Genomic DNA, 25,913 nt, shown 5'->3' with positions numbered 1-25,913 from the left:
CCAGCCGGTTATTCTATTTAGCTGTTTTTCTGTTTCTCGTTACACTTTTTAATTTGCATTTTAATATGCTCTTCCTCTTTTTTGGTGGCTATTACTTTGCTTAGCGCCCTTTTATAATATCCCAATGCTTTCTTATAATCTTTCAGTTTAAAAGTATAATCGCCGGCTATCACGTAAGCAAAGTAATATTGTGGATTTGTAGCTACCAGGCTATCGGTATTGATGGTTTCGCCATCGAGCACGCGCTGGCGCATCTTGCGAAAATTCACAAAATCTTTGTATTGCGCGGTTGACAGAAAAGTATCCGCCGGCACAGTAAGGTTTTGCTCATTAATCTCCCGGTCCTGCTTCATGCCACTAAGGCCGAATACTTTTTTCAGGTCGTAGCATACATATTCGCCCAATTGCCAGGGTGAGGTGCTTACCCAGACCAGCAGCTTTTTAGGCTCAAATACAATGCTGTGGTGGCTCATCAGCTGGTTGATGGCCTTCTCATTACCCATACCTATATTCTCGCCGTGCATGCCCTTCTGATCGCGCAGGATGGCTATGGTTTTTTGTACAGTATTTTTGCCATTGGCATTCAGCAATTCCTTCAAACGGTTATAGCGGTATGGCGAGGCGCTTTCGGCCATCTGAACTTTATTTTCTTTAGATTGACTGAGGCCCTTACTCTGAAAATGATTGGCGCAAACAATGTAATCCTGATGCGGATCGTACATATCCAGGGTATCGGGCGTTTTTTCAATTACAACAGCTTTATTATCGGCGGCAGATGCCACCAGGAACGCCTCGGATACAAACATCTTTCGTTTTTTGGCAATAGCATAAGCCTCCTGTGTGTTTTTAGCGTATTGCAAAATCTCGCGGGCAACCAATGATACAGGGGTTGCGGCCCCGGTCGGGATATTGGTTTTATCGGCATTAATAGTAACGCTTACACCTTTCTCATTCATACCGCTTACCGCGCCAATAAAACCACCCCAGGTAACGGTCATGAATTTATACCCATCGGATGGGGCAAAGAAGGCTACAATTTTATCCTGCGCAAATTTATCCCCCACGTAAAAATCAAAATTACGACCGATGATCATGGTGCTGTCCTCGCTTTTTACACCCCAGGTACCAAAAGAAGTACAGCCTACCAATGCCATGCTTTGCAGGGCGTGGCCAATATCATGAGCCGCGTGATAGTTTAAAATACGCTGGTAATTGGAGCCAATGTATTGGTATTTATCCGACGCGGATTTAGAGATGCCGTAAATCTCCTCTTTATATTCTTCGGTAACGTTTTTATCAAGGTTGCGGTTAAACCAGGCGATGAAATACTTTAAAAAATGACGGTAAAAGTTAGATGGTACAATACGGCTTATCTGCTCCACAAAATGATCTTCCTGCGCTACCACCAGTTCCTGGCTCAGCTTGCCGTTAATAACGCCACGTTCAAAAGGTTTGCCTTCTACATACATCTCAAACAAGCCGCTTTTGCTTTTGCGGAACCAGCTGTTGTTGATGGTATAAAATCCTTTGGATGGCTGCTCTCGTTTGAGGTTAAGGCTGCTTTGGTCCTTAGGTTCGGGCGGGTAATCAATGGCTACAATGTACAGGTACACCATGCCGATAATAATAAGCCCGAGAAAGCCAAGGAAAGCATATAACGTCCTTTTTCCAAACGTTTTCCAGCTGAATTTTTTATAATGTTTCAGTTTTAAATTATTTAGTGTTTATATAAATGTTTGATACATTAACGCCAGGACAAAGTTACTCTTAGAATATTCAACCTGCAATCTTTTGGGCGGGCTTTTCACTGCCGTTTTTGAATATTAAGGCCTGCCCCGGTAGGGGCAATTCATTTGTAGCATCTAACCGTTGTTCGTTTGTGCCCTGTAAGGGCGCTTCATTAGTCGTCTGACAATTCGTGAAAAATATACCTTTCGTCGTATTCTATGGCGTAATCCTCTAGTATTTCCAGGTATTCTTCCCTGAATGTCTTTTTTAAATGGTGATGTTTTTGATTCAGTATATATTTTACCACTCCATCAATTTGTGACCGGCTGTTACTAAAGGCACCATAGCCATCCTGCCAATGAAACTTCCGTTTAGTAAGGCCCTCGTTATTAATAAATACCGAACTGCCGGTTTTTACAAGTCGCAGCATATCTGAAATGGATTGATCAGGACTCAGGCCGACAAAAAAGTGTAAATGATCTGGCATGGTGTTTATTGCCAATAATTTATGTTTATTGTTTTGCAAAATGCCCGTAATATACCTCTGAAGCCTGTCTTCCCACTCGGTCTGTATCATTGCCTGCCGGTATTTTACAGCGAACACACAGTGAATGTACAATTGAGTGAAGGTATTCGGCATAGAATTTAAAGTCAGGCATAAATGTAATGAAGCGCCCCCAAAGGGGCGCAAATATTCTTCGCTTTTTTTCTACAAATGATCTACCCCAAATGGGGTAATACCATTATCAAATTGTCAGGATCCCCCCAAAGCAGCCTTACAGCATCCACCTTGCATAAAACCATTTAAACGTTTTACGTATAAAATACGATGCCCCGGTAGGGGCAATTCATTTGTAGCACCTAACCATTATTCGTTTGTGCCCTGTAAGGGCGCTTCATTATTCGTTTTACAATTCGTAAAATTGTATCTTTCGTCGTATTCCTGTGGTTCTTCCAGGTATTCTTCCCTGATGCCTTTTTAATAGTTTTTTTTCGGTTCATGGTTTAACTTACTGCAACGTTTATTTGCGATAGACCATTATAACAGGCAACATAATTACGCTGCTAACCAAAATCATAATTTAATGAAGCGCCCCCAAAGGGGCACAAATATTCTTCGCTTTTTTTCTACAAATGATTTACCCCAAATGGGGTAAGGAAGAATAAGGAGCAGTTTTAAAATTCAAGAATTAACTAATGCTATACACCTGCCGCATGTGGTAAAGTTGTTTATACAACGCACATTGGCAATAATTGCATCTCTTTTACGCATTCCGTATTTTTCCTATAATGGCATCGTCACCAAGTAATGTGGTGCAGGTAACAATAGCGCTCATGGCCGTGCCTAAAATACCATGCAGGTTAAGGTTTTGACCGGTAAAATACAAGTTAGGTATTTTGGTGCGCGGCGATATAAAAGTTTTTAAAGTGTGCTTATAATCTTTTACAATGCCATAAAGTGAACCATCGCCATTGCCGATGTAATCGCGGTAACTAAGCGGCGTTGCCGAATAATAAGATTTAACATGGCTCCTGAAACCGGGGAACTTCTCTTCCACCATATCCAACAGCTTCTCACTTTTGCGGATCTTAAACTCCTCGTAAGTTTCGCCCCGTTCATTAACGTTTGATACCGTGTTAAAGGTATCCTTCCAGGGTTTCATCTCCTCAAAGCGCATATAAGTAAGGATTGACGCGCCATCGGCATAATTTGGCGATTTGGACGATGGGGCCATGAAGTAAGCAAAACCCAGGGGCCAGTTCTCTTCAGTATACTCGGCAATATCCCACACATGGCCTTCTTTACCAATATAATAGTTGGTGTTAAAATATGGGAAGCTATCCTTTTTAAAAACCACATTTAAGGTAAATGACGATACGGAGTTTTCAAGCCCTTTCAACCGGTTACGGTAAGCCAGCTTGATGATATCACTATCGGTCATCTCCAGTGTTTGCACGGGGTGAATATTGCTGATAAACTGTTTGCCATAAATTTTACCGCCGCCGGCAATCTCTACGTGCGATACCTTGCCATCTTCAACTACAATGCGTTTTACCTCGCAATGGCGTTTAATAACACCGCCTCTTGCCCGGATATTTTTGGCAATATACTTAGCTATCTGCGAACCGCCATCCACGCATTTATACGAGCTTTCAATATAGCTGTTCAGAATGAGTGCGTGTACATAAAAGGGGGTTTTATCGGCCTGCCCGGCATAAAGCGCATTATTGCCTGCAAGCACCGCCTGTAAACGGGGGTCATCGGTTACCGATTCAATAAAACCTTTGGTGTCAATTTCAAGGACGGCAGATTTCTCGTTAAAATCGTCGCCGCTATTAAGGTTGTACAACGAAAACTTGCTGCAAACTTCTTTGATCTTGTCGCAGTAAGCGTTAAGCGCGGCTTCCTCACCGGGGAAATGTTGTAATATATGGGAAATGAAGTTATCATAACCCTGCGCATATTCGTACTCAATGTCTTCGCCGTGGATGCCTATCTTGTCAAAAACAACATCCTGTTTTTGCAGCTTCAGCTTATCAATAATGTCGATGTATTTGAATATCTGGTATAGGTTTTGGCCCTCGTCCAGCCCGCCAAGGTAATGTACGCCCGAATCAAAGATCACTTTATCGCGCACATAAGTTTGCAACGAACCACCTATCTGCTGGTTTTTTTCAATGACGCAAACTTTAAAACCTTCTCTGCCTAATAAATCGGCGCTCACCAATCCCCCCATGCCACTGCCGATAATTACGGCATCAAAAATCTCCATTTATCTAATCCCTGTTTTTATATATTCAGTTTAAATCCGTTATGGTTTAAAACGGGCACCGGGCGAGGGATCCCCTCTTGAGAGGGGCAGGGATGTGTTATCGCGCGTTTAAACACACCCCTGCTATTTCGCTATCCCGGCCCGCCCCCTCTCAAGAGGGGAATTGAAACCAAATCGTCATTATTCAATTACAAAAATAATATTTGACGTGAACTTTGTCTCATCTATTATTTTGCAACTCATGTTGTTAGCCGCCGCAATCCCTTCCACCAGTTGTGCTGATAAAAATGATAGCCCCCGGCTTGCCTTGTTAAACTTGATGAACCTGGTCGAGAAAAACTCGGTCAGCTCTGTGCCACGGTGCTTTTCCTTCAAATCTTTATTGCCATCACGAATGATCAGTTTGCCGCCGGCGTTAAGGCTTTTCATACACCTTTCTATAATCAGTTTTTGATCATCGGGCAGCATATAGTGCAGCACATCGGCTATAATAATGGCATCGTATTTTTCAAATTGAAAGCTTAATACGTCGGCATGCTCAAAATAGATGTGTGCATCCTTACTAAAATTATTGTTGGCAACTTCTATTTTATCTTCGTCATAATCAATTCCGGTAAACTCGCGCTGTGGTGCGGCAAAGTGCAGCATATAAGGCATAAAACCGTAGCCACAGCCAATATCAAGCATCTTACCTTTGGCGGGCAACAAAACGTGAAACTGCTGGTAGTTTTTTTCCAGACTTACTTTTACTTTCATGTACCATTCCAGTACCGGCCCTTTGTACAGGTAATTGTAAATCAATTGCTCGCGATAAAAGCGTGGCTGTTGTATCTCTGTACTAAGCTGTTTAAACTCTGCTTTAAAATATTTGCTGATGGCTTTGGTGCGTTCGGCGTAGCCGGTTCCAAAATTGGTATCAGCGGGTTTTATGCGGGGCAGGTATTTCAGGGTGATCTTACCGTTCTTCAGCAGGAAATCGCCCTTGGTCATGCAGTATCCTGTGCCATGGATCAATATGGGTTGGATGTCCATTTTCAAAGCCTCGGCCAGGTAAAACGCCCCTTTATGGAAACGCTTGATCTCGCCGTCTTCCGACCGGGTACCTTCGGGGAAGATGACTATAGAATACCCTTTTTTTACCCTGTCGGCCAATACATCAATACTTTCTTCGGTGCCCTGCGCTACCGGGAAATAATCGGCCATACGCACCACGGCGCCAAATACCGGCGAATTCCACACCCAATTATTGGTAAATAAAATGAGCCTTGGGTTCAGCATCACCAAAATCAAAATATCTAAAAACGACTGGTGGTTAGCGATAATAACCGAAGGGTTTTTAAAATCGGCCGGTTGCTTATTGATGATCTCCTTTTTTACATTACCCATAATGTAAATCATCGACCAGGAGAACCGTGCTAAAATAGCATGGTACACCAGCTTGCCTTTTTCTTTGCTAAATGGGTTTAGCCGGAATAAAAAACCTAATGCCGATAGTATCAGGCAGCCGGTAACAAAATACGCAAATGCAAAAATGCTGATCACAAAGCCGCTGATGGTCCACGGGAAACGTTTCTTTTCTGCCCGGTTTTTAATGAGGATATTGAACAGGAAGGGGATTAGTATCTGCGACATGATAACTACGCAAACAATCCCGATGATGGATATAGCGGCTATTGACCGTAATGCCGGGTGCCTGGCAAAAATCAAAACCCCAAGCCCGGTTATGGTAGTAATGGCCGATAAAAAGATAGATGATTTGTAGGATGACAATACCTTTTTGCCGGTTTTGTACTCCTGTAACAGGCCATCCATTATGTACAGGCTATAGTCATCGCCCAGGCCAAAAATGAGTGCTGAAATAATGATGTTTACGATATTGAAGCCGATACCGAAGATGCCCATCAGGCCCAAAATCCAGATCCAGGAAATGGCCATGGGGATAAAAGAAACCAGCGCCAGCTCCATGCGGCCATAGGTAAGCAGCAGTACCACAAATACCAATAAGGAGGACATGACCGCTATTTTGGTAAAATCGGCGTTGATGATCTCTACCAGTTTATTGGTAAGGTATTGTTTATCAATAACGGTAACATTCGGGTCGTTTTCAAAAGCTTTGTATATGGCTGCTTTTTTTTCGGGCGACGTTTGTATTAGTGTTACTACTGTGGAATGGCTCGGATATTCGTTGATAAAATTATCCAGGAAACTCTTCCTGATCTCGGCTACGTCGTCGTCGTTGGTGTGCGAAAAATCTTTGTTCAATAATATTTTAAACTTTTCGAACGCCGATGCGCTAAACCCTTTTAGCTTGCCTTCGCTTTCAAGCGAAGCAAAAAGTTTTTGTTTCTTCTCGGCGGTCCAGTAATTATTCCAGCGGTTAACCCGTTCTTTCTGCAGCGAATCGGAGATAATGAAGGAGGATACATCTGACGATTTTTTGACGATGCCCTGCGCTTTGAGCTTTTCAATCTGCCCGGCCAGCTTTTCGTTATTTACCAGCGCCCTGTCCAGGGTTTTTCCTTCGGATACCAGGTAAACAGATTGCAGCGCGTATTGGTTAATTTTATTGAGCTTGTTTTGCGATTGCTGCAGCGCAGGCGACATGTAGTTCATTTTGGCTACATCAAACTCAAAGGTTACATCATTGGCCTTGTAAAAAAACACGCCTGTAAGCAGGATGATGCCGATAACAATGTATTTGTTGTACTCGGGGTTAAATGAGGCCAGTTTGTCAATCCACGATAGTTGGGTAAAAGTGTGGTTTTCCTGCTCTTTTTTTGTCGATATAAATTGCGGCAAAAATACCAGCGAACAAATGGAAGCGCCTATTAAACTGAAAGCCGCGAATAAACCCAGATCTTTCAGCATTTCCGATTCTACAAATTCCAGGCACAGGAAACCACCTATTGTTGTAAAACTGCCTACGGTAAGTGGGAGGGTAAGATCCCGGATAACCTGCTCCACACTTTTGGTATGCCGGTAATGGTTAAACACGTGCAGCGAATAATTGATGGCGATACCCAGCACCACCGAACCCGTGCCCAGTGCAATAACAGAGATACTTCCCTTTAAAAAGTAAATAGCGGTTAAAGAGAATAGCGAACCAAACAAAACCGGGATGAGGATAATGATAGGTGCCCTTTTTTTACGGAAGTACAAACCTAAAAACAAGATGAGCACAACTACGGTAGCTCCTTGTGTAAGTGCTGTATCACGCCTTAACTGCTGTGCGTTGCCATAATAAACAGCTGCCGAACCAAAGTAGGTTGCAGTCGCGATGCGTTTTGGCTTGTTGCTAAGGCTGTCGATCAGTTGGTCGAGTCGCTTTATCAATACCGAATTTTTTCCCGTATTATTTGGCGGATAAGCCGGCGTGATAAACATCAACAGATTTTTATGATCCTTGGTTACCACGTAATTATCGTACAGTTCAAAATTTTTATCGTACTGTAGCTGCTGTAATTTTTTAAGACCGATAAACGAGATGCCAACCGGATCATTACTAATAATGCTTTTGAGCGCTATGCCCGCAGGCGATGTAAGCGTGCGGTAATCATAAGCCAGGGTTTGCTTAACTTTTTCAGGAGTTATAAGCGTATCGATGGTTTTGTAATCCTTCTCCGTTAAATAAATGGGTAAACGCTGGCTTATAGTGCCAAACAGTTTCATCACCACATCATCATCTACTTTAAAATTGGCTTTGCCTATATAGGGTTTTAGTTTGGGCTCAATAGCAGCGGCAAACCCATCGGCATAGGCAACCAGGCTATCCGGATTGGCAACGGCTGTACTATCTTTAAGCGACACCATGATCACCAGTTTATCCAGGAACTTGGAGTTTTGAAAAACCTCGTTTAGCTTGGCAATCTTTTTATCCTTTGGGATAACCTTGCTGATATCTTCCTCAAACTTTACACGCGATGCAAAGTAGCCCATCGCCAAAAAGCATGCGGCGAATAGGGTATAAAAAACAAGCTTGTGTTTATAAAAATAATGATATATGAGGATTAGGCCTTTTTCCATTTAAATGGGAACTATAATGCAGCAGGTGACTTTTTAAGCAATTTTAATAACCCATAGGTTATCAGCCCAATACTTAACGAAGCCACAACAGCTAAGGTTAAACTGCCATAAATATACTGCTCTAAATGTGCCCCGATAGATTTAAAAGAAATATGCGAACTGAAAGCGATATTGGCAACCCTGTCGCCCATCCAATACTCGCCGGCTTTATAGCTTAAAAAGAGAATAACCGGGATCATGGGCGGGATACTGATATGTGCCGAGAACACCACCAGCGCCTTGTTTAGCTTAAATATAATAGAAAGGAATATGGCCACAGCAAGCTGAAAACCCCATATAGGCACTATCCCCATAAAAATACCAAAGCCGATAGAGAGGGCTTTGGTCTCATCCGAATCGTTGGGATTATACAGGGTGGCTAATATTTTTTTACGGCCTTTTTTTTTTAGTAAATCGCGGAAGAAGTTGCGCGGCTTAATCCAGGCAAAGGCGATGACTACCAAAAAGGCGTTCAACACACCCACCCGCGAAAAATCAGTGAAGGGACGGAAGTGCGATACCCGGGTTTCTTTGGGCGCGTAATACACCGTAACCGGTACCGAATCCATATGCACGCCACGCCAAACGGCACGAACGATCACCTCGATCTCAAACTCGTACTTTACGGCGTGAAATTTCATGCCCTTCAGCAGATACAATGGATAAAGCCTGAAACCAGATTGGGTATCGGGGCAATGAATGCCGGTTTCTACCCAAAACCAAAAGTTGGAAAACTTGTGGCCAAAGCTGCTTTTGCCCGGTACGGCCGCCTGGTTCATATTGCGGGAGCCAATGATGATGGCATCGCGTACATCTTCCAGTTTATTTAAAAAGGTGGGGATGTCTTTAGCGAAATGTTGCCCGTCCGAGTCGATAGTTAGGGCATATTGGTAACCTTTTTCCATCGCGTAAGCAAATGCCTGGCGTAATGCCCAGCCTTTACCCACGTTTTGAGGATAGCTGATGAGTTGCACCTGCGGGAATGATTTTACAATCTCTTCTGTATTATCTGTAGAGCCATCGTTAACTACGATGATGTGGTTACTATAGGCCGCCACATCGGTTATTACACCAGCCAGGGTAAGGTGGTTATTATAGGTAGGGATTATAACACAAACCTGCAAGTCCTCAAACCGTTTACTGATATCCTCAAATTCCATTAATTACCCCTGATCTGTAATAAAGTCAACACAACATTTTTATACATAACAAAATTAGTGTTAATGCTGACAAACCAATTAAATAGTTTCAAATTAATAAAACAGAAACTTTTGATTAACATATGAAAGTTATGCCGGAAGTAATTAATATGCGGAAACATATATTACCCACAGCTAAAAAGGACGATATATAATTATATATATTTTTTTCGGCACGGCGCTTGTTGCTTATATTGTGGATATTTAATAATTTAAAAAATGAAAATTATTTTAACCATAATATTATTGAGCGCCCTGTTAAGCGCCTGCGAAAACGGAAGCGGAAACCCACCGGTAAATATTGAAACAAAGCGCGGGTTAAACGGCGTTGAAATTGTGGAAACCAGCGATAAATATGATGTTACCCAGGGTTTATACTATGTGCATGCAACCATAAAAGCAACTGGTAACCAGGCGTTTAGAAATGTTTATGTGGATGCTACTTATTACAATGCCATGGGCCACGTGGTGGCGCAATCAAAGGGCGAAGCCGATTTGGTATTAAACCCCGGCGATAAGGACGTTGTTGAAACGGCTTGTTTTTTCCCAACATCATCAGATATGCCAACCAGGGCGGTGTTAACTACCAGGGAAGAGTACTCGAAGTAATTTTCCCCCGTTGGGATTTGGCAAAGCAACCGGCGCTTGCCCGTGGAAATTTTGCCCGAAAAAGCCGACCTCTCATTGGTTATTTCGCTCCCCAAAATACCCCAAAGATGTGATACCCCATTTTTTAAAACCGGGCTAACTTGCAAATAGCTTATACCGGATAATAGGCGCTGCCCCTGTGTTTACGGGCCGGTTGTTTGGTATGCTCTATAACCAAATAAACACCACAGCACGATGACCGCCATAGCAGCAAGTCCGGTAAAACAGCGCATAGCATCAATTGATATTTTACGCGGAGCGATCATGCTGATTATGGCAATTGACCATGCGCGCGATTATTTTCATTTGGGCATTCCCGACGCAACCAACCTGGCTATCACCACGCCGTTTTTATTTTTCACCCGTTTTATAACTCATTTTTGCGCACCCACATTTGTGTTTCTGAGCGGCATATCGGCTTACCTTGTGGGTACCCGGCGTACCAAACGCCAGCAAAGCTCCTATCTCATCAAACGGGGAATCTGGCTCATTTTTGCGGAGTTTGTTATTATAAACTTCGCCATGACCCTTGATGTTGGTTACCATACCCAGGTGTTCCAGGTGATTTGGGCTATTGGCGGCAGCATGATAATCCTGGGACTGCTGGTATACGCGCCCCTGCCGGTTATCGGCATTATTGGTGCAATTATTTTTTTTGGCCATAATATACTTGATATTATAAATGTAGGCCCTGTTGGCCAAACACTCTGGTTTAAACTGATCCTATCGTCAAATGGTTTTGGCAACTGGTGGCCTTACGGCCCTGGTCGCAACCTGATTTTGGCCTACGCCCTTTTACCATGGACGGGTGTTATGCTTATAGGCTATGTGTTTGGCTCGTTATACCAAAAACAGGTTGATGTTTTCAGGCGGCAAAAAGTATTGTTTTTTACAGGCTTAGGCCTGTTATTATTGTTTGTGATATTAAGGACATTCAATATTTACGGCGACCCGGCCCCATGGTCGGTTCAAAAAACAACGGTGCTTACTATTATTTCGTTTTTAAACGTGAGTAAATACCCCTGCTCGTTGCTATACCTGTGCCTAATGTTAGGCGTGTCGACAATTGTATTGGCATTTACCGAAAATGTGGGCAATAAGGTTACATCCATATTAATGGTTTATGGTAACGTGCCGTTTTTTTACTATGTATGCCATTGGTATCTTCTCCGTATAATCAGCTTGATTGCGTTTCCTTTGCAGGGATTTAAATTAAAAGATGCAGTAAGTTTTGATCCGCCTGCAACCTTTGGTTATTCGCTTGGCGGCGTTTACCTCATCTGGTTTTGTGTTATTGTTGTTTTATATTTTCCCTGCCGTTGGTTTGGCAAATACAAAAAAACGCACACGCATTGGTGGCTAAGCTATTTGTAAGAGATTCTTTTTTTGTAGAGGCGCATCTCATACGTCTTCGGCATGCAAATCCATGCCACCTTAATGGGCTTCACCATCAGGGCAAACACATCTAAATAGCTAATGGAATGAACGATATAAACATCAAACAACACCTTGTTTTTATTGGCTGACCCAGGATAATTGATCCGGCTACCAAAGGGAATGTATTGGCCAACAACAGGCAAAAGTATTTGGATACACCTAAATCGCGCGACAGTTTATGTTAACCATGATAAAATATAAAACATTGATTATTAAGTTATTGAAAATTATTTTTTTGAAATGTGTTAAGTTATGTTAACCCAATTACATGCATTTTTCCCTGGCTTCACCATCAGGAAATGGATTGTTGTAAATATCATTCTGTATATTAGTGCCTCGTAATATTACATAGTGTCTATCAACAAGCTCCTTTCCTGTTTCGATAAATACCTGCCCCTGGATGCGGAAGAAAAGGCCGACCTTGCCCAACGGGTAACCGAGCGGAAAATTAAACGTCGCCAATTCATTCTGCAGGAAAACGACATTTGTCGGCATTATACCTTTGTTGCCGAAGGTTGTTTCAAAAAATTCCAGGTTGATAAAAAAGGGACGGAGCATAACCTGCAGTTTGCCGCTGAGGGCGACTGGCTAATGGAGATAGATAGTTTTTATTTTGAAAAACCGAGCCGCGTTTATATTGAGGCTATTGAGCCCGCTGTTATTTACCAGTTAAACAAGGCCAACCTGTTTTACCTGTTCACCAACAACCCCAAATTCGACAGAAATTTCAGGGTAATTGTAGAGGATCGTTTTGTTGAGCAGGAAAACCGCATCCTGCAAACCATCAGCTCAACAGCCGAAGAGCGCTACCTGTCGTTTATTAAACAATATCCCCATTTATACCAGCGCCTGCCGGGTACACAGATAGCATCGTACCTGGGCATTACCCCCGAGTTTTTGAGCAAGGTGCGTAAAGACATCGCCAAAAAATAACAGCATTCTTAAACTACATTAAGGGTATTTCTTAAGCTACTTTATAGGTAACTCCCCGTGTATACCGCCACCTTTGTACAGCACAAGAGATGATTTTTCATCCATATAAAAAAGCACAAAGCAATGGAAGATATAAAAAAACGAAGAGAACGGTTTGAAACCCTGGGCGCAATTTATCCTAAAGCGCCATCGGTAAAAACAGAACAAGTATTGATAGCCGGCGTTAATTGTTATTGGCTAACCCCGGTTAATGCCAACCCTAAAAAGATAGTTGTGTACCTTCACGGCGGCGCATTTGCGGTTGGCTCCATCCGCTCGCACGAGGCCCTGGTAAGCCATTTTGCCGTGGCGACAGGCGCAAATATCTTGTTTGTCGATTATTCGCTGGCGCCCGAAAACCCATTCCCGGCAGCACCCGATGATGTTTTTGCCGTGTACACAGAACTGCTTAACAGCTACCCCGGCTACCAGGTTGATTTTATCGGAGATAGCGCCGGCGGCGGTTTAATTGTGTATGCCGTTGCTCAAATGCTTAAACAAAAAGTTCAACCTCCCAATGCGGCAGTACTGATTTCGCCATGGATAAGTTTGCACTGCGATAATCCATCGCATGAAGAAAACCGCGCCATTGATCCGGTGCTGAGCCGTGAATATGCAAAGGCCTCGGCCGCCGATTATATTGGCGATTCGCCCCTCGGAACAGTAAGTCCCGAAAACGTGCAGTTAAGCAAATTCCCACCGGTGCTTATTGTGGTTGGCAGCAATGAGATATTGCTGGACGACAGCAGGAACTTTTATGATACGGTAAAACAAGTTCAGCCCGATGCAACTTTAACCATTTACGAAAATCAAAACCACGTTTGGCCGTTATCGGGTATCGATACCGATGCATCACAAAGATTGCTTGGCCAGGTTGCAGAATTTTTAAACGCTCCTAAAAACTAACAACAGCATGAAAGCAGCAGTAACCACACAACCCGGTATGCCCGGAGTTATACAAATACAGGACCTACCCATACCAGCAGCAAAAGAAGGCTGGGTGTTAATTAAAATAAAAGCCTTTGGCTTAAACCGGTCGGAGTTATTTACGCGGCAGGGTCACTCGCCGGGTATCATGTTTCCGCGCATACAAGGTATTGAATGCGTAGGCGAGGTGGAGAATGATCCGTCGGGTACTTACCACAAAGGCAAGAAAGTGGCTGCCATAATGGGCGGCATGGGCCGCGAATTTGACGGAGGATATGCCGAATACACGCTTGTTCCCAATACCATTGTTTTTCCGTTTGAAAGCGATTTGCCCTGGGCGGTGCTTGGCGCCATCCCCGAAATGTTCCAGACGGTTTCGGGCTCGCTGAATGAAGCATTGGAAATAAAAACAGGCGAAACATTACTCATTCGCGGTGGTACATCATCTATTGGTATGCTGGCCTGCCAGCTGGCGAAAAGTAAGGGGTTGACGGTGATTTCAACTACCCGGGATGAAGCTAAAGTTGCCCACCTGAAAGAAAATGGCGCCGATCATGTGATCATTGACGATGGCGATGTTAATTCAAAACTAAGGCAAATATATCCGCAGGGCGTTGATAAGGTGCTTGAACTGGTTGGTATCGCAAGCCTTAAAGACTCGCTTAAATGTATCAGGCCCAAAGGCGTAGTTTGCATGACCGGTATACTGGGCGGCAGCTGGACGATGAACGAGTTTACCCCCATGGGCGATATTCCGTCACTGGGCCGCCTCACAGTTTACATGGGCGATGCCTCCAACCTTCATAAAGACCATTTACAGGAATTTATAGATGCCGTAGCTGGTGGAACAATTAAACTCAACATTGATAAAGTGTTTAAACTTAACCAGGTTGCCCAAGCACATACCTACATGGAAAGCAACCAGGCTAAAGGAAAAATTGTGGTGGAAATTTAAAAGCGATATAACTGTAAAGTAGGCTGATAATTGTTGCCAAAATCCCGTTTTTTACGAGCCTGGATTTAAGGCCGAACTACAGGAACATGCCAAAGTAATGGGCTTTAATAAAGGGTGATGTAATTGTGTATGATGGGCAGTTTGTAAAGTTTCTGCCTATTGTTATTAGAATCGCCGTCAGGCTGTTCGGCAAAAGGAGGATATGGGATTTTGAAGGCCGAAGAAACTTGCTCCATGTCACTTGCGGCAGTTTGCTTTAATAATAAACACATTGCATAGGGCTGCTCTGTCTTCATATAATTATCCATGAAGGATCTTTTTTACTTGTTTTCAGTAACAACGCTTATGGTTTGGCGAGAATTAAATCAAAGAGAATAATGATTTTTCTTTTATTTATGCCGTCCGGCGGCTTGTTTGTAAAATAGGTTTGAAAATAGCCGGTTTTAAAACTATGCCCATCATAGCGGGCGCAGTAATGTTGTCCACTTAAACTTCTCAGTTTGGTTCAAGTAAGCAAGTCGTTTTGGTTGTTCAAAGTCCCAACGTTCGGGGCTTTAACCTCTTGATTATCTCCGGTATAAAAATCTTAAATCTCATATCCCACATCTCAAATCTAATTTTTAGTTTTGCGCCTCAATATTATTTTATGGCCAAAGCATCAGATGTTAAAAATGGAAATGTGCTTCGCTTTAATGGCGAGTTAGTGCAGGTAGAAGAATTTTTGCACCGGACACCAGGTAACTTGCGTGCATTTTACCAGGCCCGTATGCGTAACGTAAAATCGGGAAAATTGGTTGAATACCGCTTCCGCACTGACGAGGAGGTTGATATAGCCCGTGTTGAAACCAGCGATTATCAATATTTATATGAGGATGGCGATTCGTTAGTAGTAATGGATAACGCCACTTATGATCAGCATAACGTTCCCAAAGCTTTATTTGGCCCGGCGGTTAAGTTCTTAAAAGAGGGGATGAACGTTATAGTAGCTTTTGAAAGTGATGAGCCTATCATGGGCTCAATCCCCGGATCGGCCGAGTTGGAAATTACATATACCGAACCTGCCGTTAAAGGCGATACCTCGAGTGGTGCTCAAAAGAACGCTACTGTAGAAACCGGCGCAGAGATTCGTGTGCCACTTTTTATTAACATTGGCGACAAGGTAAAAGTTGATACCGCTACCGGAACCTATGTAGAAAGAGTGAAAGGGTAGGCCCCCTCTGCCCCCTGAAGGGGGTACTTTTTTTATTAACGTATTCACCAATATTATTAAACAACAAATCCCGGTTCGAATGGACCGGGATTTGTTGTTTATGCAAGTCAAAAGTACCCCCTTCAGGGGGCGGAGGGGGCTTAAATATTAAACAACCCGTTCCTTTCCTGCTCCTGGTAATTTTGTACCGTTTCGATGGCGTTATCAACGACATCACTAAGGGCGGTTATAAAACTGCCTGGTTTGGCCATGCTCATAGCGTGTTTAATGGCGTCAATTTCTTTTGATACCACTTCGCAAGGCTTATTGGCGTCAACAGAGTAAATACCCTCTTTAAGCAGGGTTAATATGTTTTCTTCGGTACGGCCGCGGAGGTGTTTTTCTTGCCGCAGGATGATGTAATCAAACATTTCGGCGGCTATTTTGCCAACCTCGCGGATGTCGTCATCGCGCCTGTCGCCGGTGCCGGCTATAATGCCAATTTTCAATGGCGAATCGATATGCCTTAAAAACTCCTTGATGCCGTTAAAGCCGTCCGGGTTGTGCGCAAAATCAATCATGAACCTAAAATCTTTAAACTCAAAGATGTTCATACGCCCCGGCGTTTGCGCTGCAGAAGGAATAAACGTCTCTAACGACATTTTGATATCCTCGGTCTTGAACCCCCATAGGAAGGTTGCCAACGTAGCCGCAAGTACATTCTCGATCATGAACGGTACCGTACCGCCAAAAGTTAAGGGGATAAGGATAGTGCGTTGTACGCGGATTTTCCAATCGCCTTTTTGGATGGTGATAAAGCCATTCTCGCAAACGGCAGCTATCCCGCCTTTGCGGCAATGCGCCTTGATGATAGGATTGTTTTCGTTACGGCTAAAATAGGCTATGTTGCAATCGGCCTTGTTGCCTAAACGAACGCAATACTCGTTATCGGCATTTAAAACGCCCCAGCCATCTTTTTTTACTGAATTTAATACAGTGCCTTTTACCCTTGCCAGGTCGTCGAGTGTATGAATATCGGCCAGGCCAAGATGATCTGCCTGGATGTTGGTAATTACACCAATATCGCAAAAGCCAAATCCCAAACCCGAGCGCAGGATTCCGCCGCGGGCGGTTTCCAATACARCAAAATCAACGGTAGGGTCTTTCAGGATAAACTCCGAACTTACCGGGCCGGTAGTATCTCCTTTAAGCATCATGGTGTTTTGCACATAAATACCATCAGATGTGGTAAAGCCTACCCGATGCCCGTTATTTCTTACAATATGCGCTATCAGGCGGGTTGTGGTAGTTTTGCCATTGGTGCCGGTGATGGCAATAATAGGGATACGAGCCGACTTGCCCGGAGGATAAAGCATATCTAACACATGCCCTGCAACGTTGCGTGGCAGGCCCTCGCTTGGCGCAATATGCATCCTGAAGCCGGGCGCGGCATTAACCTCCAGTATTACGCCGCCGTTTTCGGTCAGGGGCTCGTGCAGGTTTTCGGCCATAATATCAATGCCGCAAATATCAAGGCCTATTATTTTTGATATGCGTTCGCAAATAAAAACGTTTTGCGGGTGCACATGGTCGGTAACATCAACAGATGTGCCACCAGTGCTTAAGTTGGCGGTCGACTTTACAAACACTTTTTCCCCTTTGACCGGCACCGTATCAAGTGTGTAACCCTTTTTTTCAAGCAGGTCCAAAGTATCCCGGTCAATAGAAATCAGTGTTAATACATTCTCGTGTCCGTATCCGCGGCGTGGGTCGGTATTTTCCTTGTCAATAAGTTGCTGTATGGTTAATACACCATCACCTGTTACATGAGCCGGGTCGCGCAGGGCGGCGGCAACCATTTTGTTATCAATTACCAGCACACGGAAATCATAGCCGGTAATAAAACGCTCCACAATAACCCTTCGCGAAATTTTGGCGGCATGCTCATAGGCAGCAATAGCTTCTTCTTCTGTCCGGATATTGATAGAAATGCCCCTGCCATGGTTGCCATCCAGCGGCTTAAACACCAACGGAAAGCCCACTTTACGAATAACTTCGGCTACGCCGGCAACAGATGATATGGTCATGCCCTTAGCAACCGGGATGGCTTGCTCCTGTAGCATGCGCTTGGTTTCATCCTTATTGCTGGCAATATCAACGGCTATACAGCTTGTTTTCTCGGTCATTGTAGCGCGGAAACGTACCTGGTTTTTGCCATAGCCCAACTGTACCAATGATTGATTGTTGAGCCTGATCCATGGGATATCCCTTGCAATGGCCTCTTCTACAATTGATCCTGTGCTTGGCCCTAAACGGGTGTTTTCACGAATTTCGCGCATCTCCTGTATATCTGCCTCCAGGTTATAGTCTTCGCCTTTTATAAGGGCTTCTGCAATCCGCACGGCTGATTCTGCCGCAAAGGCACCAACCTTTTCTTCAATATAGGCAAACACCACGTTGTAAACGCCCTTTGTTTTAGTTTCACGCGTACGGCCAAAGCCGGTGTCCATGCCGGCAAGGGTTTGTATTTCAAGCGCTATGTGCTCAATAACGTGTCCCATCCAGGTGCCGGCAATAACCCGCTGAAAAAAGCCGCCTGGTACTCCGGGCGAACAGCGGTGCGAGTATAACGAGGGAAGCAGTTTTTCTAAACGCTCATAAAAGCCATCAATCTCGTTAGTTGGCTTGTGTTCCATTTCCTGCAGGTCAAGCCGCATCTGTATTAATTTTTTGCGGTTTATGCTCCAGATGTTCGGGCCGCGCAACACTTGTATATTCTCAATCTTCATAGGCTTGCTTCAAAATTCTTTAAGGGCTTAATTTCTTTAAAACTATAAAACTTAACACTGTAAATAAAACTTTTAAAGGTAAAAAGGCATTATTTGTTTATAACAGACTGTGTTTTTGGTTCATTTTATCGTAATTTGTGGTTTTATTAGTTGATTGGGTTGGATTAGGTTGATTGAGAGAATGGTTGCTTTTGTTTTTGGGCAAACTAAACTAATCAACCTAATCCAACCCAATCAACCCAAAACTTAAAAGAAATGATTGTCCCGAAAGGAAAACTAATAATTATAGGCGGTGCGGTTGATATGGGGAGCAACGTAACCATACAGGAACACATTTTGCAGCCTGACTATATTAAATTTTTTGAACAGGGCATTTTAAAGCGGATTATTACCGAATCGGCTAAGCACCATGGCTCGTTAGTTGAGGTTATTACCACTGCGTCGCAGATTCCGGAGCTGGTGGGCGAAGAGTATATTAAAGCGTTTGGGCAGCTTAATGTTACCCACGTTAACGTATTGCATATTAAAAGCCGCGAGGACGCAGCAAAAAAAGAGTATTTAGACCGCATCCGCAAAGCAGACGTGGTTATGTTTAGCGGCGGTGACCAATTAAGGCTGACCGCTATTTTTGGCGGAACGGAGTTTTTACAGATCCTGAAAAAGAGATATCTGCATGAAAACTTTGTGATAGCAGGCACATCGGCAGGGGCTGCAGCGGCATCAACGCATATGATTTACCGAGGCCAAAGTAACGAGGCGCTTATTAAAGGCGAGGTGCAGATAACTGCCGGATTGGGTTTTGTGGACTCTGTAATTGTAGATACCCATTTTGTACAACGCGGCCGCATAGGTAGGTTAATGTACGCCGTAGCAACCAATCCCGGCATTTTGGGTATTGGCCTGGGCGAAGACGCCGGTTTGCTGATAACCGAAGGCAACATCATGGAAGCCATTGGTTCGGGCTTAATTATTTTGGTGGATGGCAGGAATATTGTAGCTACCAATATTTATGATGTCGAAATTGGCTCGCCGGTTTCTATTGAAAATTTAAAAGTGCATGTGATGTCTATATATGATAAATACGATTTGGCACAACACCGCTTATTGATTAAAAAGACAGTTAAGGTGGAAGAGGGTGTGTTTATACACGCGCCCGACAGCGACCTTTTGCAATAAGAGTCTCACCCAACCCTCTCTAAAAAAAGAGGGCTTTAGCCTGGCTGTTTTTTAATAAACCTATCCCAAAGCGTTTATTTTACACTAAATTTTTGAATCATCTAAATTATTCAAAATGAAGATTATTATCCATGGCGGTTTCTTTAGCGAATCGCAAACTAATCAGGAAGTAAAACAAGCCAAACAACAGGCTTTAAAAGATATTGTGCTGGCGGGTCATAGATACCTGTTAAGCCATACCGCGCTGGAAACCGTTGTTTACACCGTTAGGCTGCTGGAAGATTGCGACCTGTTTAATGCCGGTACCGGTTCGCAAATACAAAGTGATGGCAAAATTCGCCTGAGTGCTTCATTAATGGATGGTAAAACGCAAAAGTTTTCTGGTGTTATCAATATCGAGGATGTAAAAAACCCTATATGTATAGCCGAAAAGCTGATGGCTTATGACGACCGTGTTTTGAGCGGCAAAGGCGCCAAGGATTTTGCTACAGAAAATGGAATAGCCTATTATAACCCCGAAACTCCGCAACGCAGGCATGAATACGAAAAAAAACTGAGTGACTCGATTAGGTTAGGCACTGTTGGCTGTGTGGCGCTCGATCTTTATGGCAACCTGGCAGCCGCTACATCAACAGGTGGCAAAGGCTTCGAAATTCCGGGCCGGGTAAGTGATTCGGCAACTACCGCCGGTAATTATGCCAATGGTTTTGCAGCGGTATCCTGTACGGGCGTTGGCGAAGACATTGTAAGTGGTTCGGTAGCGACAAAAATTGTCACCCGGGTTACTGATGGTTTGCCAATTTCGGTTGCTGCCGGGAAAACCCTAGACGAAATGAAACCCTACGACGGCTTTGCCGGCATTATCGGTATTTCGGCCGATGGCCATATTTACCATGCCGATACCCATCCCTATATGGTTTGGGCGCTGCATGACGATGATGTAGAGGTTTTTGATTAACGATCAGTTTACTTTTATACTTCGACCGAAGTATCCTCTCCAAAATGAATAATATTACCGTTGTTATCCAGGATGCTAAACTGGCGCCTTTTCCAGGGCATGTTTTTGAGTTTGCCATTGGGGTGCACTACGCCTTGAGGCGTGTATTCGGCGTATAGCTTATCAACCTCGGTTACGTTGATGTAGCAGCCGGTATTTTTAGGAAGTTCGGGGTCGTCAGTAGGCCAAAGGTGAATGGTGATTTCGTCCCGGTTAAAAATAACATATCCATCCCAATTAGCCACTAATTCAAAGTTTAGCTTTTCGGTATAAAATTGTATGGTTTCTGCTGCATTCAATGATGCCAGGATGGGGATGGCTTTTTGTAACATGGCTTAAAAATTGGCTTAATTCAGGGATAAACCCAAATATACCTCAAAAACTTTTACATGTAACAACTTTGTTAAGGCGTGGCCGCGGTTTTTTGTTGATTAATAAATAGGTTTGTTATTAACTGATCTTATTAATTATTAACTATGAAACTAAAACTACTTTTTTCATGCCTGCTTTCTGCGGGCATAAGCGCACAGTTGTTCGCACAGGAAACCGTTGATCCTGCCGTGGTTCAAAAAATTCGCGAAGAAGGCCTTAACCATTCTAAAGTGATGGAAACCGCCTTTTACTTAACCGATGTATCAGGCCCACGTTTGGCAGGGTCGCCGGGTTTAAAACGCGCTCAGAACTGGGCAGTTGAACAGTTGAAAACCTGGGGCGTAGCCAATGCCAAGCTGGAATCGTGGGGTAAATTTGGCAAGGGTTGGGAAGTTCAAAAAAACTACGCGGCTATTACCGTGCCATACTATCATGCCATTATAGCTATCCCTAAAGCATGGACCCCAGGTACAGGTGGCTTGATAAAAGGCGACGTAATGGTAGTAAAAGCCGATTCGGCCGCCGACCTGGAAAAGTACAAAGGTAAGCTGGCCGGTAAAATTGTAATATTTGATACCAAACCACTCACCGAACGGACATTTAAATCAGATGCAGCCCGTTACACCGATGAGGAGCTTGATAAGATGGAAAAGGCCACCATGGCCCCTGCCCGCCAGCGTACTGCATTTGATCCAAACTCGCCGCAGTTTGCAGCAATGCGTAAACTGCGTGCGTTCAGGACTTCGTTAGGCACATTTTTGCAGGCCGAGAAAGTTGCCCTTGTACTAAGCCAGGCCCGGGGTACAGATGGTACCGTATTTACCACCAACGGCGCATCATATGCCGATACCGCAAAGGCCGTTGCGCCTGAACTGGAAACCAGCAGCGAAGATTTTCAACGTATTTTACGCCTCGTAAATGCAGGCAAACCAGTACAGCTTGAAGCAGATATTAAAACCCAGTTTTTTACCGATGACCTGCAAGGTTATGACGTAGTTGGCGAAATACCGGGTACCGACAAAAAATTAAAAGACCAGGTGGTAATGATAGGTGGTCACCTTGATTCGTGGCATGCCGCTACCGGCGCAACTGATAACGCTGCCGGCAGCGCGGTAATGCTGGAGGCTATGCGTATACTGAAAGCTATTGGCTTTAAACCAAAACGCACCATCCGTATAGCATTATGGAGTTCGGAAGAACAGGGGCTGTTTGGTTCACGTGGATATGTGCTTAACCATTTTGGCGATCCTAAAACTATGGAATTGAAACCTGAGCAGGCCAAGCTATCGGCTTATTATAACCTTGACAATGGTACCGGTAAAATAAGGGGTATCTATTTACAAGGCGACTCTGCTGCCGGTCCGATATTTAAATCATACCTGGAGCCGTTTAAAGACCTTGGCGCCACTACGGTTACCATTAGCAATACAGGCGGTACAGATCATCAGTCTTTTGATGCGGTTGGCATTCCGGGCTTTCAGTTTATACAAGATGCTATTGACTATGGCTCGCGTACACACCACAGTAACCAGGACACCTATGATCGCCTGATTGAAGATGATTTGAAACAGGCTGCAACCATCATAGCATCGTTTGTGTACAACACCAGCCAACGGGCAGAAATGATACCACGTAAAGAATTGCCTAAGCCACAACCGGCGCGGGGATTTTAATTGATGGAATTATATCAAACAGCATAAAAAAGCGATGGGTTATCTCATCGCTTTTTTATTGCTTTATCCGTTTATCAAACGTAAAGGGCTCTGTTTTAATTAGCAGGATAGCTTTAAAGTCGTCGTGTTTTGGGTTGATGAGGTAGTTTATTTCTTCTTCAATTATCGAGGATGGTACAGCTAATATGGCCGAGCGTTTTTCGTTGATCCAGTTTTCGCCCAATTGCTGGGTATACAACATTTGTTCATATTCCTGCCAGTTAAGTTGTAAATCTTCCTTTTTTATACTGAGTATGGTTAACTCATCCGGTACTGCAATTGTCATCACGTTGAAAACAAGGGTAAGCCCTGCCTCGCTTCGGTGAACAACATTCTCGAGGCAGGCAAGCGAGCGGGACGATGCGGTATATACCATTTCCACATCATTAGGATTCCACCGGGCCGCCCTGCCCGAGGCGGCAAGTTTGTGCGCATATTTTTGGAGGGCAATACGATAAACCAGCATCTTAAGCCAAATCGCCAAATTGTAAGCGGATAAGCTCTTCTTCGATAAGTTGGATGCCGGTAATAGTATCCATCATATCAAAAGGCAACCTGTTACCAAGCCCATAAGCCGGAGTAGTAAGCCATTGATGAAAAGCCCGGCCAGATCCAAATATTTCAATGCCGGTATCAAATAGCGCAAATGATTTAAGCAGCTTTTCGCTTAGGGAGGCGTCCAGTTTTAAATCCTTGTTAACATGGTTTTGGATAGTTTTAACTGTGGTTTTAAATGTTTCCTGGAATTCGTCCTGTGTAAAACCCGATAATGCCAAAAAATCAAGGGCGGTTTTTGCTTCCAGGCCTTTTTTTGAGGTATTGAGCAAGCTGATCGCATCTGTATACTTTGGCTGGCGGATATAGGATCCTTCAAAGTCATTTACAACGCTTACCATTTCGGTATCCTTATATATTACAAGGGCTTTTTTTTTGCCGGTTTGTTGCTTGTCGTTTGCCATTGGGTTTGATATATATATATATATATATATATATCCAAATTTAGAAAAATTTCCCAAAAAAATAGAATTTTTTCCAATTATTTTATTTCGATTTTTTGGTGCTGGTAAGGGATTTCAACCCGTGTAAAACCATTGTCCTTTAGTTTGTTGCTAAAATGTTGTTGAACGTCGTATTCGCCATGAACAAGAAATACCTCTTTTACTTTCGCCGGATCCTGGCAGGCCAAAAAGTGCAGCAAGTCGTCATAATCGCCATGGGCGCTCATTGATCTTATCGAGCGTACTTCGGCATTTACAGGGTACATTTCACCAAAAATGCGTACCTCATGATCGCCGGCAAGCAGGTGCCCGCCAAGAGAGCTTGGTTCGCAGTAGCCTACCATCAAAATGGTGTTTTTATTATTGTTGATGTTGTTTTTAATATGGTGCTTAACACGCCCGGCCTCGGCCATACCCGATGAGGAGATGATAACGCATGGTCGCGGGTCATCGTTCAGCGCCTTTGACTCTTCGGTTGACTGGATAAAACGCAGGCCCTTAAAACCGAAAGGATTGGCATCAACTTTTAATACGGCTTTAACCTGTTTATTATACACTTCGGGGTGGTTCATTAAAACCTCGGTAGCTTTTTCTGATAGGGGGCTATCTACATAATAGTGCAAATCGGGCAATGAGTCTTTTAACTCCAAGGCGTTTAGCGCGTAGAGTAGTTCCTGCGTGCGGCCAACGCTAAAAGCCGGTATTATAACTTTGCCGCCTTTAACCTCGCAGGTTTGTTTAATAATTTCCAGTAAAGCTTCCTCAATCGGGCCCTGGTCCTTGTGTAACGAATCGCCATAGGTAGATTCAAGTAAAATATAATCGGCCTGGTCAAACGGTTGCGGATCGTTCAGCAGCATATCATCATAACGGCCAACATCGCCGCTGAAGGTAATGTTGGTAACTTTGCCATCCTCGGTAATTGCCAAGTGCACCGCCGCACTGCCCAAAATATGCCCGGCATCGGTAAGCTTTAGTTTTATCTGTGGTGTAATCTCAAACTCTTCGTTGTATTCAACAAGTTTAAAAAGCCTTAGTGCATCCATGGCCTCTTTATCTGTATAAAGCGGCTCAAGCAGGGGTAAGCCTTTGCGTGCGCGGTGCTTGTTGCTATACTCGGCATCCTGCATCTGGATATGTGCCGAATCCATCAGGAGGATGCGGGCAAGATCCATGGTGGCGGGGGTGCAATAAATAGGGCCGTTGTAACCTTCGGCAACCAGCCGGGGTATTAATCCGCAATGATCAATGTGCGCATGCGATAATACCATATAATCAACCTTTTTCGGGTTAAACCCGAAATGCTCGTTCAGGTTGTCAGATTGATCGCCCATGCCCTGGAACATGCCGCAATCCAATAATATGGAGGTGTCGTCTTTTAGGCGGATAAGATGCTTGCTGCCGGTAACGTTACGTGCAGCGCCATGAAAAGTTATATTCATTTATAATTGGGTATAAAGTAACATAACGAAGATGAGGATTTAATGTTTAATAAAACAAAACTAAGTTTTTAGTTGTTATTTTGATTTATAGTTTCTAACTTAGATTAACCAATTGGATAGCCGGTGTGATTTAAAAAACATTGGCATTTTTTACACAACGCACATGGAAATTAAAGAATTAACCCGCGCCGAAGAACAACTAATGCAGGTATTATGGCAGCTTGAAAAAGCATACGTAAAAGATGTTATTGACATGCTGCCCGAGCCAAAGCCGGCTTACAATACAGTATCAACCATTATCCGGATACTGGAAACAAAGGGTTTTGTGGGGCACACCGCATTTGGTAAAAGCCACCAGTACCATCCCATAGTAAGTAAAGACCAATACCAGGATTTTGCATCGGATAAATTACTGAGCGGATATTTTGATAATTCGGTTAACCGGATGCTTTCCTTTTTTGTAAAGAAAGAGAAAATTGATCTTAAAGAGGCTGATGAGATCATGAAACTGATTGAAAAACTTAAAGACAAATAGT

21 protein-coding genes are annotated in these 25,913 nt (G+C 43.7%); 10 read left to right on the top strand and 11 right to left on the bottom strand.

What is annotated here, in order from left to right; translation table 11 throughout:
- Window positions 1–17 precede the first annotated feature (17 nt).
- The 5 genes from AC1DV1_RS03265 to AC1DV1_RS03245 all read right to left on the bottom strand — a co-directional run bounded on the left by AC1DV1_RS03265 (window position 18) and on the right by AC1DV1_RS03245 (window position 9,724).
- On the bottom strand, window positions 18–1,616 hold the full coding sequence (locus AC1DV1_RS03265; protein ID WP_477355165.1) for a C45 family autoproteolytic acyltransferase/hydolase: 1,599 nt from the start codon (window positions 1,614–1,616) through the stop codon (window positions 18–20).
- Window positions 1,617–1,900: 284 nt separating this feature from the next.
- A complete protein-coding gene (gene tnpA / locus AC1DV1_RS03260) occupies window positions 1,901–2,368 on the bottom strand; it encodes an IS200/IS605 family transposase (protein ID WP_477355162.1) in 468 nt (155 codons plus the stop codon).
- A 625-nt stretch (window positions 2,369–2,993) separates the two neighbouring features.
- Complete coding sequence (locus tag AC1DV1_RS03255; RefSeq protein ID WP_477355160.1) at window positions 2,994–4,502, bottom strand: phytoene desaturase family protein; 1,509 nt, start codon at window positions 4,500–4,502, stop codon at window positions 2,994–2,996.
- Window positions 4,503–4,682: 180 nt separating this feature from the next.
- Window positions 4,683–8,525, bottom strand: a complete 3,843-nt coding sequence (locus AC1DV1_RS03250) for a 1-acyl-sn-glycerol-3-phosphate acyltransferase (protein ID WP_477355157.1) — start codon at window positions 8,523–8,525, stop codon at window positions 4,683–4,685.
- Window positions 8,526–8,536: 11 nt separating this feature from the next.
- Window positions 8,537–9,724, bottom strand: a complete 1,188-nt coding sequence (locus AC1DV1_RS03245; protein WP_477355154.1) for a DUF2062 domain-containing protein — start codon at window positions 9,722–9,724, stop codon at window positions 8,537–8,539.
- A 258-nt stretch (window positions 9,725–9,982) separates the two neighbouring features.
- Here AC1DV1_RS03245 and AC1DV1_RS03240 point away from each other — a divergent pair, with 258 nt between their 5' ends.
- From AC1DV1_RS03240 to AC1DV1_RS03220, 5 genes are all read left to right on the top strand, one after another.
- Entirely contained in the window at window positions 9,983–10,372 is a 390-nt protein-coding gene (locus AC1DV1_RS03240) for a hypothetical protein (protein ID WP_477355151.1), read from the top strand.
- A gap of 234 nt (window positions 10,373–10,606) precedes the next feature.
- On the top strand, window positions 10,607–11,785 hold the full coding sequence (locus tag AC1DV1_RS03235; protein WP_477355148.1) for an acetyltransferase domain-containing protein: 1,179 nt from the start codon (window positions 10,607–10,609) through the stop codon (window positions 11,783–11,785).
- 414 nt (window positions 11,786–12,199) lie between these two features.
- Window positions 12,200–12,781, top strand: coding sequence for a Crp/Fnr family transcriptional regulator (locus AC1DV1_RS03230; protein ID WP_477355145.1), 582 nt, complete (start codon window positions 12,200–12,202; stop codon window positions 12,779–12,781).
- Between the two features lie 123 nt (window positions 12,782–12,904).
- Entirely contained in the window at window positions 12,905–13,726 is an 822-nt protein-coding gene (locus tag AC1DV1_RS03225; protein ID WP_477355142.1) for an alpha/beta hydrolase, read from the top strand.
- Window positions 13,727–13,733: 7 nt separating this feature from the next.
- Complete coding sequence (locus tag AC1DV1_RS03220; protein ID WP_477355139.1) at window positions 13,734–14,702, top strand: zinc-binding alcohol dehydrogenase family protein; 969 nt, start codon at window positions 13,734–13,736, stop codon at window positions 14,700–14,702.
- Between the two features lie 104 nt (window positions 14,703–14,806).
- Here the strand turns inward: AC1DV1_RS03220 and AC1DV1_RS03215 are convergent, their stop codons facing one another.
- On the bottom strand, window positions 14,807–15,010 hold the full coding sequence (locus tag AC1DV1_RS03215) for a hypothetical protein (protein WP_477355136.1): 204 nt from the start codon (window positions 15,008–15,010) through the stop codon (window positions 14,807–14,809).
- 338 nt (window positions 15,011–15,348) lie between these two features.
- Here AC1DV1_RS03215 and efp point away from each other — a divergent pair, with 338 nt between their 5' ends.
- Window positions 15,349–15,912: an elongation factor P gene (gene efp, locus AC1DV1_RS03210; protein ID WP_477355133.1), complete on the top strand. Its 564-nt coding sequence runs from the start codon at window positions 15,349–15,351 to the stop codon at window positions 15,910–15,912.
- A 140-nt stretch (window positions 15,913–16,052) separates the two neighbouring features.
- Here the strand turns inward: efp and cphA are convergent, their stop codons facing one another.
- Window positions 16,053–18,680 (bottom strand): cyanophycin synthetase, encoded by a 2,628-nt coding sequence (gene cphA, locus AC1DV1_RS03205; protein ID WP_477355131.1) that lies wholly within the window; start codon window positions 18,678–18,680, stop codon window positions 16,053–16,055.
- A 255-nt stretch (window positions 18,681–18,935) separates the two neighbouring features.
- Between cphA and AC1DV1_RS03200 the strand changes: the two genes are divergently transcribed.
- Together AC1DV1_RS03200 and AC1DV1_RS03195 are read left to right on the top strand one after the other, a co-directional pair.
- Window positions 18,936–19,856 (top strand): cyanophycinase, encoded by a 921-nt coding sequence (locus AC1DV1_RS03200; protein WP_477355128.1) that lies wholly within the window; start codon window positions 18,936–18,938, stop codon window positions 19,854–19,856.
- A gap of 115 nt (window positions 19,857–19,971) precedes the next feature.
- Complete coding sequence (locus AC1DV1_RS03195) at window positions 19,972–20,814, top strand: isoaspartyl peptidase/L-asparaginase (protein ID WP_477355125.1); 843 nt, start codon at window positions 19,972–19,974, stop codon at window positions 20,812–20,814.
- Between the two features lie 14 nt (window positions 20,815–20,828).
- Here the strand turns inward: AC1DV1_RS03195 and AC1DV1_RS03190 are convergent, their stop codons facing one another.
- Window positions 20,829–21,185, bottom strand: coding sequence for a bleomycin resistance protein (locus AC1DV1_RS03190; protein ID WP_477355122.1), 357 nt, complete (start codon window positions 21,183–21,185; stop codon window positions 20,829–20,831).
- Between the two features lie 144 nt (window positions 21,186–21,329).
- Between AC1DV1_RS03190 and AC1DV1_RS03185 the strand changes: the two genes are divergently transcribed.
- On the top strand, window positions 21,330–22,898 hold the full coding sequence (locus tag AC1DV1_RS03185; RefSeq protein ID WP_477355119.1) for a M28 family metallopeptidase: 1,569 nt from the start codon (window positions 21,330–21,332) through the stop codon (window positions 22,896–22,898).
- A 55-nt stretch (window positions 22,899–22,953) separates the two neighbouring features.
- Here the strand turns inward: AC1DV1_RS03185 and AC1DV1_RS03180 are convergent, their stop codons facing one another.
- From AC1DV1_RS03180 to AC1DV1_RS03170, 3 genes are all read right to left on the bottom strand, one after another.
- Window positions 22,954–23,403 (bottom strand): RES family NAD+ phosphorylase, encoded by a 450-nt coding sequence (locus tag AC1DV1_RS03180; RefSeq protein ID WP_477355116.1) that lies wholly within the window; start codon window positions 23,401–23,403, stop codon window positions 22,954–22,956.
- A 1-nt stretch (window position 23,404) separates the two neighbouring features.
- Entirely contained in the window at window positions 23,405–23,896 is a 492-nt protein-coding gene (parS, locus tag AC1DV1_RS03175) for a type II RES/Xre toxin-antitoxin system antitoxin (RefSeq protein ID WP_477355113.1), read from the bottom strand.
- 77 nt (window positions 23,897–23,973) lie between these two features.
- Window positions 23,974–25,377 carry an MBL fold metallo-hydrolase RNA specificity domain-containing protein gene (locus tag AC1DV1_RS03170; protein ID WP_477355111.1) on the bottom strand — a complete coding sequence of 468 codons (1,404 nt, stop codon included), beginning with the start codon at window positions 25,375–25,377 and terminating at the stop codon, window positions 23,974–23,976.
- Between the two features lie 163 nt (window positions 25,378–25,540).
- Between AC1DV1_RS03170 and AC1DV1_RS03165 the strand changes: the two genes are divergently transcribed.
- Window positions 25,541–25,912, top strand: coding sequence for a BlaI/MecI/CopY family transcriptional regulator (locus tag AC1DV1_RS03165; RefSeq protein WP_090638409.1), 372 nt, complete (start codon window positions 25,541–25,543; stop codon window positions 25,910–25,912).
- Window position 25,913 lies beyond the last annotated feature (1 nt).

Source organism: Mucilaginibacter sp. P4_D1 (genome assembly GCF_056401935.1).
The sequence above is the reverse complement of the archived record's forward strand: the minus strand, read 5'-3'. Positions and strand labels throughout refer to the sequence as shown.

What these genes read in the sequence shown, in the direction of transcription:
- AC1DV1_RS03265 (WP_477355165.1), bottom strand. Translation starts at nt 1,616, where the DNA reads ATGGTGTACCTGTACATTGTAGCCATTGATTACCCGCCCGAACCTAAG.
- tnpA (WP_477355162.1), bottom strand. Translation starts at nt 2,368, where the DNA reads ATGCCGAATACCTTCACTCAATTGTACATTCACTGTGTGTTCGCTGTA.
- AC1DV1_RS03255 (WP_477355160.1), bottom strand. Translation starts at nt 4,502, where the DNA reads ATGGAGATTTTTGATGCCGTAATTATCGGCAGTGGCATGGGGGGATTG.
- AC1DV1_RS03250 (WP_477355157.1), bottom strand. Translation starts at nt 8,525, where the DNA reads ATGGAAAAAGGCCTAATCCTCATATATCATTATTTTTATAAACACAAG.
- AC1DV1_RS03245 (WP_477355154.1), bottom strand. Translation starts at nt 9,724, where the DNA reads ATGGAATTTGAGGATATCAGTAAACGGTTTGAGGACTTGCAGGTTTGT.
- AC1DV1_RS03240 (WP_477355151.1), top strand. Translation starts at nt 9,983, where the DNA reads ATGAAAATTATTTTAACCATAATATTATTGAGCGCCCTGTTAAGCGCC.
- AC1DV1_RS03235 (WP_477355148.1), top strand. Translation starts at nt 10,607, where the DNA reads ATGACCGCCATAGCAGCAAGTCCGGTAAAACAGCGCATAGCATCAATT.
- AC1DV1_RS03225 (WP_477355142.1), top strand. Translation starts at nt 12,905, where the DNA reads ATGGAAGATATAAAAAAACGAAGAGAACGGTTTGAAACCCTGGGCGCA.
- AC1DV1_RS03220 (WP_477355139.1), top strand. Translation starts at nt 13,734, where the DNA reads ATGAAAGCAGCAGTAACCACACAACCCGGTATGCCCGGAGTTATACAA.
- AC1DV1_RS03215 (WP_477355136.1), bottom strand. Translation starts at nt 15,010, where the DNA reads ATGGATAATTATATGAAGACAGAGCAGCCCTATGCAATGTGTTTATTA.
- efp (WP_477355133.1), top strand. Translation starts at nt 15,349, where the DNA reads ATGGCCAAAGCATCAGATGTTAAAAATGGAAATGTGCTTCGCTTTAAT.
- AC1DV1_RS03200 (WP_477355128.1), top strand. Translation starts at nt 18,936, where the DNA reads ATGATTGTCCCGAAAGGAAAACTAATAATTATAGGCGGTGCGGTTGAT.
- AC1DV1_RS03195 (WP_477355125.1), top strand. Translation starts at nt 19,972, where the DNA reads ATGAAGATTATTATCCATGGCGGTTTCTTTAGCGAATCGCAAACTAAT.
- AC1DV1_RS03190 (WP_477355122.1), bottom strand. Translation starts at nt 21,185, where the DNA reads ATGTTACAAAAAGCCATCCCCATCCTGGCATCATTGAATGCAGCAGAA.
- AC1DV1_RS03185 (WP_477355119.1), top strand. Translation starts at nt 21,330, where the DNA reads ATGAAACTAAAACTACTTTTTTCATGCCTGCTTTCTGCGGGCATAAGC.
- AC1DV1_RS03180 (WP_477355116.1), bottom strand. Translation starts at nt 23,403, where the DNA reads ATGCTGGTTTATCGTATTGCCCTCCAAAAATATGCGCACAAACTTGCC.
- parS (WP_477355113.1), bottom strand. Translation starts at nt 23,896, where the DNA reads ATGGCAAACGACAAGCAACAAACCGGCAAAAAAAAAGCCCTTGTAATA.
- AC1DV1_RS03170 (WP_477355111.1), bottom strand. Translation starts at nt 25,377, where the DNA reads ATGAATATAACTTTTCATGGCGCTGCACGTAACGTTACCGGCAGCAAG.
- AC1DV1_RS03165 (WP_090638409.1), top strand. Translation starts at nt 25,541, where the DNA reads ATGGAAATTAAAGAATTAACCCGCGCCGAAGAACAACTAATGCAGGTA.